Annotated in this window: 7 protein-coding genes; all 7 read left to right on the forward strand. The window is 59.0% G+C overall.

Annotated features, from left to right (window positions below; genetic code table 11):
* Positions 1-113 precede the first annotated feature (113 nt).
* Positions 114-4,685 (forward strand): glutamate synthase large subunit, encoded by a 4,572-nt coding sequence (gene gltB / locus G1C97_RS04125; protein WP_169240676.1) that lies wholly within the window; start codon positions 114-116, stop codon positions 4,683-4,685.
* Position 4,686: 1 nt separating this feature from the next.
* Positions 4,687-6,225, forward strand: a complete 1,539-nt coding sequence (locus G1C97_RS04130; protein WP_169240677.1) for a glutamate synthase subunit beta — start codon at positions 4,687-4,689, stop codon at positions 6,223-6,225.
* Positions 6,226-6,565: 340 nt separating this feature from the next.
* A complete protein-coding gene (locus tag G1C97_RS04135) occupies positions 6,566-7,471 on the forward strand; it encodes a C39 family peptidase (protein WP_169240678.1) in 906 nt (301 codons plus the stop codon).
* Positions 7,472-7,694: 223 nt separating this feature from the next.
* Positions 7,695-8,156, forward strand: coding sequence for a tripartite tricarboxylate transporter TctB family protein (locus G1C97_RS04140; protein WP_169240679.1), 462 nt, complete (start codon positions 7,695-7,697; stop codon positions 8,154-8,156).
* A 315-nt stretch (positions 8,157-8,471) separates the two neighbouring features.
* Complete coding sequence (glgA, locus tag G1C97_RS04145) at positions 8,472-9,722, forward strand: glycogen synthase (RefSeq protein ID WP_169240680.1); 1,251 nt, start codon at positions 8,472-8,474, stop codon at positions 9,720-9,722.
* 183 nt (positions 9,723-9,905) lie between these two features.
* Positions 9,906-10,757, forward strand: a complete 852-nt coding sequence (locus tag G1C97_RS04150) for an ABC transporter ATP-binding protein (RefSeq protein WP_169240681.1) — start codon at positions 9,906-9,908, stop codon at positions 10,755-10,757.
* Between the two features lie 512 nt (positions 10,758-11,269).
* Positions 11,270-12,010 carry a glycerophosphodiester phosphodiesterase family protein gene (locus G1C97_RS04155; protein ID WP_169240682.1) on the forward strand — a complete coding sequence of 247 codons (741 nt, stop codon included), beginning with the start codon at positions 11,270-11,272 and terminating at the stop codon, positions 12,008-12,010.

A 12,010-nucleotide genomic window follows, 5' to 3' on the forward strand; every position in this document is an offset into this window, starting at 1 on the left:
TCGGTATATGGACAGCGAAACGTAAATGACATACCGCGACGCTACGCTGTCAACAGCAACTTAGAGGAAGAGGCACGTTGTGAGCGCGCCCATAACCAATTGAGGTGATTTCGGTGACATTCAAAGCCCCGCTTGATCTCACGGTCCATGCTCCGGACGGCATGTACGACCCCTCCAACGAGCATGACGCCTGTGGTGTGGGTATGGTCACCACTCTGAACAAGCGCCCTGAACACAAGATCGTGAAGGACGCCATCGAGGTGCTGGTCAACCTCGATCACCGTGGTGCCGTGGGCGCCGAGGAGAACACTGGTGATGGCGCCGGCATCCTGATGAGCATGCCGGACGAGTTCATGCGCGCCACCGTGCCCGCGGAACTGCCGGAAGCCGGCCACTACGCTGCCGGCATCGCATTCCTCGACCGCGATATCGAAACTTCCGGTCAGCAGGAACAGGCCATCGCCAAGATCGTGCGCGAGGAAGGCCTCGAAGTCCTCGCATGGCGCGTGGTCCCCACCAACCCGGACGGCCTCGGCCTGCAGGCACTGGCTGCAATGCCGGGCTTCAAGACCCTGGTTATCGCATCTGAAGACGGTTCCTTGGGTGGTGTGGAGCTCGACCGTAAGACCTTCCGCATTCGCAAGCGCGTGGAGCATGAGGTCGGCGTCTACTTCGCCTCCCTCTCCGCCCGTACCATCACGTACAAGGGCATGCTCACCACCATGCAGCTCACCCACTTCTTCCCGGATCTGGTTGATGAGCGCATGAAGGCCACTGTAGCTATCGTCCACTCCCGCTTCTCCACCAACACGTTCCCGAGCTGGCCGCTCGCACAGCCGTTCCGTCTGCTGGCCCACAACGGCGAAATCAACACCATCCAGGGCAACCGCAACTGGCTGTCCGCCCGCGAAGGCCGCCTGAGCTCCGAACTGCTCGGCGAATTCAAGCCGCTGCTGCCGATCACCACCCCGGGTTATTCCGATTCCGGCACGTTCGACGAGTGCCTCGAACTGCTGCACCTCGCCGGCCGTTCCCTGCCGCACGCCATCTGCATGATGCTGCCGCCGGCATGGGAGAAGAACAATTATCTTGACCCGGACGTGCGCGCCTTCTATGAGTACAACAACACGCTGATCGAGCCGTGGGATGGCCCGGCGGACATCGTCTTCACCGACGGCACCCAGGTCGGCGCACTGCTGGACCGCAACGGCTTCCGTCCCGGCCGCTGGCAGCTCACCGATGACGGCTATATCGTGCTCGCTTCCGAAGCCGGCGTGCTGCCTGAAACCGAGCAGGACCACATCGTGTCCAAGGGCCGTCTGGAGCCGGGCAAGATGTTCCTTGTGGACACTGCTGAAGGCCGCATTATTCCGGACGAGGAGATCAAGAAGAACCTCGCCGCCCAGCACCCGTACCGTAAGTGGGTCGAAGGCAACTCCGTGGAGCTCTCCGACCTACCGAAGCGCGAGCATGTGAGTCACTCCGGCCAGTCCGTGCAGCGCCGCCAGCGCGCATTCGGCTACACCGAGGAAGACTTGAAGCTGCTTCTGACCCCGATGGCCAACACCGGCAAGGAACCGCTCGGTTCCATGGGCAACGACACCCCGCTGCCGGCCCTGTCCAAGCGCAGCCGCATGCTGTTCGACTACTTCATGCAGAAGTTCGCACAGGTCACCAACCCGCCGCTGGACTGGGAGCGCGAGGAGATTGTCACCTCCCTTGAATCCGCCATCGGTCCTGAGCCGAACCTGCTGGCCGACTCCGAGTTGCATGCCAAAAAGATTCTGATTCCGCTGCCTGTGGTCAACTCCGACGAGATGGCCCAGCTGAAGCGCCTCGACCGCGCCCGCATTCTGGGTGACTACTACCGCCCGTACGTGGTCAAGGGCCTCTATCAGGTGGCCGGCGGTGGCAAGGCGCTGAAGGAACGCCTTGATGAGATCTTCGCCGAGATTGACGAAGCCATCGAAAATGGCAAGAACTTCATCGTGCTTTCCGATCGCGACTCCAACCACACGTGGGGTCCGATCCCGTCCCTGCTGCTGACGGCAGCCGTACAGCATCACCTGCTGCGCCGTCACACCCGTACTCAGATCTCCATGGCCGTCGAGGCCGGCGATGTGCGCGAGATTCACCATGTGGCACTGCTCATCGCCTACGGTGCCGCCTGCGTGAACCCGTACCTGGCCTTTGAATCCGTGGAGAATCTGGCCCGTACCGGCTACCTCAAGGTAGACGAGCGCACCGCCGTGAAGAACCTCACCAAGGCGCTCTCCACTGGCGTGCTCAAGATCATGTCCAAGATGGGTGTCTCCACCATCATGAGCTACCGTGGCGCACAGCTGTTCGAAGCCGTGGGTCTGAGTCAGGAAGTCGTCGACGAATACTTCACCGGCACCACTTCCCGTGTGGGTGGCGTGGGTCTCGACGAGATCGCCGAGGAAGTGGCTATCCGCCACCGCGTGGCCTATCCGAACCAGTGGACCGCAGCACCTCACCGTAACCTGCGTACCGGCGGCGACTACAAGTGGCGTCGTACCGGCGAAGACCACCTGAACGATTCGGAAGCCATCTTCCTGCTGCAGCAGTCCACCCAGCGCGGCGACTACCAGATGTTCAAGAAGTACTCGCACCACATCAACGACACTTCGAACCGCATCATGACCCTGCGTGGCCTGATGAAGTTCAAGAACACCCGCAAGCCCATCGACATTTCCGAGGTCGAGCCGGCGAGCGAAATCGTCAAGCGCTTCTCCACCGGTGCCATGAGCTACGGCTCCATCTCCCAGGAAGCCCACGAGACGCTTGCCCTTGCGATGAACTCCATCGGCGCACGCTCCAACTCCGGCGAGGGTGGCGAATCCGAGGATCGTATCAACGATCCGCAGCGTTACAGCCGCATCAAGCAGATCGCATCCGCTCGTTTCGGTGTGACTTCCGATTATCTGGTGCACGCCACCGATCTGCAGATCAAACTCGCCCAAGGTGCCAAGCCAGGTGAAGGCGGCCATTTGCCGGGTGCCAAGGTCCCGCCGTGGATCGCCCACGTGCGCCACGCCACCCCGGGCGTGGAGCTCATCTCCCCGCCGCCGCACCACGATATCTACTCCATCGAGGATCTGAAGCAGCTGATCAACGATGCGAAGATGGCCAACCCGAAGGCTCGCATCCACGTCAAGCTCGTCTCCGAGTTCGGTGTGGGTACTATCGCCGCCGGCGTGGCCAAGTGCCATGCTGACGTGGTGCTCATCTCCGGCTATGACGGCGGCACGGGCGCAGCCCCGCTCAACGCCATCAAGCACGCCGGTACCCCGTGGGAGATCGGCCTGTCCGAAACCCAGCAGACGCTGATCCTGAACGGTCTGCGTTCCCGCATCGTCGTCCAGTGCGACGGCGAGCTCAAGACCGGTCGTGACGTGGTCATCGCGGCACTGCTCGGTGCCGAGGAATTCGGTTTCGCCACCGCCGCCCTGATCGTCGAGGGCTGCGTCATGATGCGTGCATGCCAGAAGAACACCTGCCCGCAGGGCATCGCCACCCAGGATCCGGAGTTGCGCGCCCGCTTCCGCGGCAAGCCCGAACATGTGGTCAACTTCTTCATGTTCATCGCCGAGGAAGTGCGCGAGATCTTGGCCGAGCTCGGCTTCAGGACACTTGAGGAGGCCATCGGTCACGTGGAGTGCCTCGACCAGAACGAAGCCATCAAGCGTTGGAAGTCTGACGGCATCGATCTGAGCAACGTGCTGAAGCAGGCCGGCCCGGTTCCGGGAACCATCCTTCACCAGACCATCGAGCAGAACCACGAGCTCGAAAAGGCTCTGGACAATGAGCTCATCAAGCTTGCCGAGCCGGCGCTCGAACGCAAGGAACCCGTGCGCATCGAAATGCCGATTCGCAACGTCAACCGTACGGTCGGCACGATGGTCGGCTACGAGATCACCCGCCGTTATGGCGAGGAGGGTCTGCCGGACGACACCATCGACATGACCCTGCACGGTTCCGGCGGCCAGTCCATCGGCGCCTTCATTCCGCGCGGCGAGACCCTGCGCATCTACGGCGAAGTCAATGACTACGCCGGCAAGGGCCTGTCCGGTGGACGCGTGATCGTACGCGCAGAAGACGGCGTCACGTTCGACAAGCACGAGAACGTCATCGCCGGCAACGTCACCGGTTTCGGAGCCACCTCCGGCCAGATGTTCGTGGCGGGCCGTGCAGGCGAACGCTTCGCAGTGCGTAACTCCGGCGCCACGTTCGTGGTGGAGGGCGTGGGCGACCATGGCTGCGAATACATGACCGGCGGCACCGTCGTGGTGCTCGGTCCGACTGGACGCAACTTCGGCGCAGGCTTCTCTGGCGGCAACACCTACGTGCTCGACCTCGACATGAAGAAGGTCAACCCGGGTGCCATCAAGTCCGGCAGCCTGCTGTTCAAGTCGCTGAATGCAGAGACCGCCAAGCTGGTGTACGGCCTCGTCAAGCAGCACGCTGAGGAAACTGGTTCCCAGTTTGCCGCGGCTCTGCTTGAGGATTGGAATGAAACCGTCAAGCGTTTCACCCACGTGGTTCCGAAGCAGTACCTGGCCATGACCCGCGCCATGGAAGAAGCCAAGGCCAACAACATCGATTTCAATTCGCCCGGAGCCTGGGAAAAGGTTTACGAGCACGTCACGGAAGGAGTGCGCTGACATGGGCGACCCAAGAGGATTCCTGAAAGTCCGTACCCGCCGCGAGTTGGCTGAACGCCCCATCGAGGAACGTATCAAGGACTGGTTCGACGTACACGCCGAATCCGGCTTGCAGCCGTGGACTCGCGAACAGGCCGCACGCTGCATGGACTGCGGCACCCCGTTCTGCATGACCGGCTGCCCGCTGGGCAATGTGATTCCTGAGTTCAACGATCTGGTTCGTCAAGGCAAGTGGGAGGACGCATACAACCGTCTGTCCCAGACCAACAACTTCCCTGAAGTGACCGGTCGCATCTGCCCGGCACTATGCGAACAGGCCTGCGTGCTCGGCATCCACCAGCCGCCGACCATGATCAAGAACGATGAATGCACGATCATTGATCAGGCATGGGATCTGGATTACGTCAAGCCGCTGCCGCCGCAGCGACTGACTGACCAGACCGTGGCCGTGGTCGGTTCCGGCCCCGCCGGTCTGGCAGCCGCCCAGCAGTTGACCCGCGCCGGCCATACCGTAGTCGTGCATGAAAAGGACGATGCCATCGGCGGTTTGATGCGTTACGGCATCCCGAATTTCAAGCTCGAAAAGGGTTTGATTGACCGCCGTGTGGAGCAGATGGAAGCTGAAGGCACCCGCTTCCGCACCAACGTGGAAATCGGCAAGGACATCTCCTGGGATGAACTGCGTGACCGTTACGATGCCGTAGTTGTGGCCATCGGCTCCCGCGTGCCGCGTGACATGAAGATCCCGGGTCGTGAACTGGACGGCATCCACTTCGCCCTCGATTTCCTACCGGATGCCACCCGTCGCGTCTTTGGTGTTAAGCCGGTCAACGACATCACCGCCAAGGGCAAGCATGTAGTGGTCATCGGCGGTGGCGACACCGGTTCTGACTGCCTGGGCACCTCCATCCGTCAGGGTGCCAAGGATGTTACCGTGTTGCAGATCATGCCGAAGGAGCCGGAGACGCGTCCGGCCAACCAGCCGTGGCCGACCTTCGCGCGCACCTATCAGAAGACCACGTCGATGGCCGAAGGCGGTACCTACCTGTACAGCACCGATTCCGTGAACTTTGTCGGTTCCGAAGAGGAACAGTCCAAGGTCACCATCGAGAACTCCGCCACCGCGGAAGGCTTCGTGGCCGACGAGCATGGCCACGTGACCGGCTTGAAGATTGTGAACGTCGCTCCCGGCGAGAACGGTCCGTTCACTCGCCAGCCCGGCACCGAGCGTGTGATTCCGGCCGATCTGGTGCTTATCTCCGTGGGCTTCCTGCACCCGGACACCACCACGCTCGTGGACCAGCTGCCGGTTGAGCTCGACAAGCGCGGCAACATCGCCCGTAACGACAACTTCGCCACCAGCCAGGATGGTGTGTTCGTCTGCGGCGATGCCGGCCGTGGCCAGAGCCTCGTGGTCTGGGCCATCGCCGAAGGCCGCTCCTGCGCCGCTGCCGTGGACGAGTACCTCTCCAGCGAACAGACCAGCGAGCTGCCGGCCCCGATCAAGGCGTCCGACCGCCCGATGATGCTGCCTCGCTGATCTTGGTTCTCCGTTTCGGTTCTTTTCGCATCCTGCTAGCTCCCCTTCTTCCCGGAAGGGGAGCTTTCTTGTTCTCTGGACCATCCTCGGCGCCCCTGTCAGGGAGCTATCCGCCGGAAACGGTTTGAGGTGCAGTGAACGAGCGGGTCTCGGCCGCAGGAAAACGGTATCGCTCGAAACCGGTACTAAGTATGCGGCTGAACGAAGGCCTCGCATACTTAGGGTCGGTTAGGACCACAAAAGTGACATTAAGTATGCGGGAGTATGGTCCGACCGCATACTTAATGGTGTTTTGCGTGCACGCACGGTACCATGGATTCATAGGGAAAGGCGGCACGCAATGAAGCGCACGCGAACAGCCATGCTGGCCTCCATCATCGTTTTTTCCATACTGTTCGGAGCTGTCGCACTGATGTGGAATACGGCCCGGATTCCGGCGCCCTCCGCGGCCAATCCCAACGCAGACCAGTCCGGTCAATCGCAGGAAATCACGCCTGGTGAAGACCAATCAGAAACAAAACAGGCCGTGCCGGAACCTGCGACACTGCACAACCCCAAGGAGCTCGCCGGGCTCAACGCAGATGTGGGCGAATCCTATCCCGGCGATGAATGGCTCTGCAATGCTGCTGGCGAGAAAGCAGAATCCCTGCCGGAATGCGCGGACAGAAGAGTCCAAGCCGAGCCGAACACCGGTCGCGTGATGCTCGACGTGCCGCAGCGTGTGCAGGAGAACGGCTACTGGTGCGTGCCTGGCTCCCTGCAGATGGTACTGGCATATAAAGGAATAGACGTAGGCCAGACTACACTGGCCGAACGCATGAATACAAAGCCGGTGACCGGCACGGAATACGTGGATCTGGCCCGCGTTGCCAATGCCTACCTGTTCGGCGAGGAGACGGCGACGCCTTCCGGCGCGGGGTATCGCGTGCAGACCATCGCCATAGGGGATGAAGATCCGGCCATCGCGCAGACGTTCGCCCAACGGGTGAAGACCGATCTCGCCGACGACTATCCGGTGTTCGCCGCCGTGGACGTCCACGTGCTCTACCCATGGTTCGACCATGGCAACCATGTGGTAGTGGTCATGGGCTACGACACGGACGAGAACGGAACCATCACGCAATACCACATACTTGATCCGTCCTATAACATGCAGGACCCGGTCCATGCGGGTCACAAGGTCGTGAACGCAACCACCATGATGGACGCCATCGTGGATAATGAGGAGCCTGCTTACGTATGGTGATCCATATGGATGACTGCACCATCTACGTAAAACGAGTCAACCTGATTCCGTATCTAGGTCAAGGTCGGCAGACATACATGCGGTTGTAGGAATCTGCGGTCAAGAAGCTCAAGGACAACGAGGTGTTCCAGTACAACCGTACGTTTCGTGGATTCCGTGCGTCCGGCCGTCGGCAAGCGAGTAATATAGCCAACGGTGCCATCATTGGAACAGGAGTATTGAAATGCCAAATCGTGCAGAACGTCGTGCCCAAGCCAAAGCCAATCGCAAGGGCATTCCGTCGCAGTATGATGCCACACGCGGTCGTGGCCGGGCAGGCATGATTGACGAATATCAGCTGCAGCAGAAGTCGATCCGTCTGCAGGATGGTACGGATGGCGAGTGGAAGCCAAGCGGCGGGCACATCGCCGAAGTGGAAACTGTCCTGAACACCAATCCGGATTATACGGATCCAAAGATGTTCAAGGCACCGCACTCCGTGCGCCAGTGGTTCCGAGTGGGAAGTTGGACGCTTATCGCGCTGGCCATCATCGCGTTCTTCGTGGTGATGTGGCTGCCGAGTCACCCTATGTGGCTGATTGCCACCGTTTCCGGCGTGTTCATCGTGGGCGTCGTGAGCCTGTTCTTCACCGCCGGCGATTCCAAGCACAATCCGAATCTCGACCAGAACGGCACTGCCGTCTGACTCGGTAATGGTAACGGGCAGTAACTGCGCGTATGTATGAATAGGATACGCAGATACTGCCCGTTTTGTAATGACTGCGCGGTGCACAGGTGGACCAACGCAGTTCTTGCCCCTTTCTTCCGAAAGAATGACAGTCGAGAAAATCGCAGTATCTGTGCGGCACCTTGGTCACTACGCGCACATAACAATACTTATACACGGCAATACGAGGGGTGAATAACAAAACGCACGTTGGAAATTGTGCGTTTTTGCGGGTCTCGTGCTTTAAAGTGGGTATTGCTTGATTTTCTCGATGCACGAAGGAGAGCTAATCCGATGAAAGTTGACATTCTCACCCGTGAATATCCGCCGCACGTTTATGGTGGTGCCGGTGTGCACGCCGAAGAGCTGTCCAAGGTATTGGCCGAACGCATTGATGTGACCGTACGCGCTTTTGATGGCAAACGCACCGAAGCCGATGTGCCGGCTATTCCGAATGCCGCCGAAGCCAAGGGCAGCCTGAAGGTCGTAGGCTATGACACTCCATCCGAGCTCGCTGATGCAAACCCTGCTTTGAAAACCTTTGGCGTGGATCTGCAGATCGCCAACGATGTCGATGCTGACATTATTCATGCGCATACTTGGTACGCCTGCCTCGCCGGCTATCTGGCGAAAATGCTGCACGGCACTCCGCTGGTCATCACCGCGCACTCCTTGGAACCGTTCCGCCCGTGGAAGCGTGAGCAGCTCGGCGGAGGCTACAACCTGAGCTCTTGGGCCGAAAAGGACGCCTACGAGCACGCCGACCGCGTGATCGCCGTCTCCGGCGGCATGAAGAAGGATATTCTCGCCGCCTACCCGAGCCTCGACCCGGATAAGGTGGTTGTGGTCTACAACGGCATCACCATGTCTGAGTTCGCCACTCCGGCCGCGGACGATCCGGGCTGGAAGGTGTTCGAGCGCTACAACATCGATCGTTCCAAGCCGACCCTGCTGTTCGTGGGCCGCATCACCCGCCAGAAGGGTCTGCCATACCTGCTGAAGGCCCTGCACTTCGTGAACCCGGATGTTCAGGTGGTGCTGTGTGCCGGTGCTCCGGACACTCCGGAGATCATGGAAGAGGTCAAGACCTCGTTCGCCGAGCTCGACAAGGAACGCGGCAACATCGTATGGATTGAGGAGATGCTGCCGAAGAACGAGCTGTCCGCGCTGGAGCATGGCTGCGACGCCTTCATCTGCCCGTCGATTTATGAGCCGTTGGGCATCGTGAACCTTGAGGCCATGGCTTGCGGTCTGCCCGTGGTCGCTTCCGCCACCGGTGGCATTCCTGAGGTTGTGGTAGACGGTGAGACCGGCTATCTGGTGCCGATCGACCAGCTGCACGACGGTACCGGTACCCCAACCAATCCGGACAAGTTCGTGCATGACATGGCCGACGCCATCAACAAGATCATGGCCGATCCGGAGTTGCGCAAGAAGATGGGCCAGGCCGGCTACGAGCGCGCCCGTGACGTGTTCAGCTGGGAATCCATCGCCGACGAAACCGTCAAGGTCTACCAGTCCGTTCTCGATGAACAGAAGAAGTAAGCTCTTCTGAGCTTCCCTCTGGCAAGAGGCATCTACTGAATTGACCTATCCCAGCCTCCCTCTGATGAGGGAGGTGGCACGCGTAGCGTGACGGAGGGAGAGACATCGCCCACAAGACGAGTCTCTCCCTCTTTATTATTGAATGAGTAAACAAATCATATTTGGACACAGGAACCGATAATCGTGAGTGACACCACCGTTCTGCAACTCGACAATGTTGAATTCCGCCGCAACCGCCGCGTGATCATCACCGATGTAAACCTGACCGTCAAGACAGGGGAGCGGTGGGTGCTGTTCGGTCCGAACGGTATCGGCAAATCTACGGCGGTGGGCATGCTCGCCACCCGAACCTTCCCATCGGAAGGCCGCGTGTTCATCCTTGGCCATCAGCTCGGAAAGTACGATGTGTTCAAGCTTCGCACGCGTATCGGTCTCGCATCCGCTGATTTGGGCCGCCAATTCCCGGATTTCGAAGATCCGCTGGACGCCGTGGTCACCGGCCTTTCCGCAGTCACCGGCCGCTGGCAGGACACTTACACCGAGGCGGAATATGCACGCGCTCGCCAGCTCCTCCATGATTTCCGCGTGGGCTACTTGGAAGGCAAGCAGATGTGGCGTTTGTCAGAAGGCGAACGCACGCGAGTACTCATTGCCCGTGCGCTGATGGGCAACCCCGAACTGCTCATCATGGACGAGCCGACCACAGGTCTTGACTTGGGTGGCCGCGAACAGGTGATGCGCACGTTGAGCCGCATCGGCGAGGAGAACTCTGATCGCGCGGTGGTGCTCGTGACCCACCGTCTCGAGGAGATCCCCGCAGGATTCGACCACATCGCCATCATGGGAAGGAAGCCAATTCCGGCCGAAGACGCCACCAGCGATGGCATCGACGCGATGGGTAATCCCGGCGCGGGTACCATCGTCTACTCAGGTCCACTTGAAGAAGGCCTGACCGACAAACGTCTCTCCGCCCTGTTCGGCATGCCCATCGAAGTCGAGCACAGCCACGGCCGCTGGTCAGCCTATGCGGTGTGATCAGGTGTGACCAACTAATACCGGAGGATTTTGCACCGCGTAGAATCACTGTTCGATGCCTGAACAATACCCTGAACGTTACGTGAGTTGAGCAATCAACGCCTAATTTTGAGATTAGTCATTGATGCATCAAAGAACCGGCAAGGAACGACCTGAAACTCCCACTTATGTGATGGGTGGGCATCTCATGGCTTACGAGTATCCGGATAAGTTCAACGCAAGACTTGATGAATTCCTCGACTCTATCAAGTAATCGGTTTATTCGATATCCGAGATCCCGGTGAAACAATAGCGGGAAATCATTGATGTGGCTTGATTGTCGTTTCGTGCTTTTCTCCATGAGAGACGCTACGAGACGAAAATCAAGCTGCATCGGTTTTTGTGCCTTCTCGCAGTTTCTTGCCTAGTTTCTTGCCTTTAAGAACCGTCGAATTCCTTTGTTCACCTAGTATTCGCGTTCCGGTTTTGACCCTGCATCGTGTTGAACATGTTGTGTGGATAGTACTTATAGCGTGAGCACTACAATTCTTGGGCATGCAGGCGCTGCCCATGCCGCACCGTCCAACACGATGGAAGCGTTCCGCCTCGCGATCGCAGAAGGTGCCGATGGCACCGAACTCGATGTCCAGATGACCGGTGACGGTCAACTGGTCTGCATTCATGATGCACAATTGGATGCAATGACCGACGGGCATGGATTCCTTATAGACAAGACATACGATTATATAAGTCACTTGAATTTTTCGATTCAAAAGCCCGGGTACATAAAGCCGACACGAGTCCCGCTGCTCAGTGAAGTGCTTGAACTCTTTCGGAGCCAGCCTGGATTCGTCGTGAACATCGAGATCAAAAGCGCTGAGGTGATCTATCCAGGCATCGAGCGCAAGATAGTTGATCTTGTGCGTGAATATGATATGGCAGACCGAGTCTGGTATTCGAATTTCAACCATTTCAGCCTTCTTGCATTGCGCGAATATGATCCCGATGCCGTAATCGCCCCTCTGTACAACGAGGGATTGATAGAGCCCTGGAAATATGCGGAAACGATGCATACCGACGTGATCCACCCGTTCTACAGGAATCTGACCGAAGGCCCTGGAATTCTTGAAGGTTTGCGGGATCATTCGATCAAACCCGTCGCTTGGACTGTCGACAATGAAGATGACATTCGTTGGATGATTGAACATGATGTTCCTGCCATCATCACCGACAGGCCGGCAGTTGCTCGCAGCATTCGCGATGAAAGCCGCTGA

The organism is Bifidobacterium olomucense (genome assembly GCF_012932375.1).
GTDB lineage: Bacteria > Actinomycetota > Actinomycetes > Actinomycetales > Bifidobacteriaceae > Bifidobacterium > Bifidobacterium olomucense.

Coding starts and splice junctions, on each gene's coding strand:
- glgA (WP_169240680.1), top strand. CDS start 8,472: ATGAAAGTTGACATTCTCACCCGTGAATATCCGCCGCACGTTTATGGT.
- G1C97_RS04140 (WP_169240679.1), top strand. CDS start 7,695: ATGCCAAATCGTGCAGAACGTCGTGCCCAAGCCAAAGCCAATCGCAAG.
- G1C97_RS04130 (WP_169240677.1), top strand. CDS start 4,687: ATGGGCGACCCAAGAGGATTCCTGAAAGTCCGTACCCGCCGCGAGTTG.
- G1C97_RS04135 (WP_169240678.1), top strand. CDS start 6,566: ATGAAGCGCACGCGAACAGCCATGCTGGCCTCCATCATCGTTTTTTCC.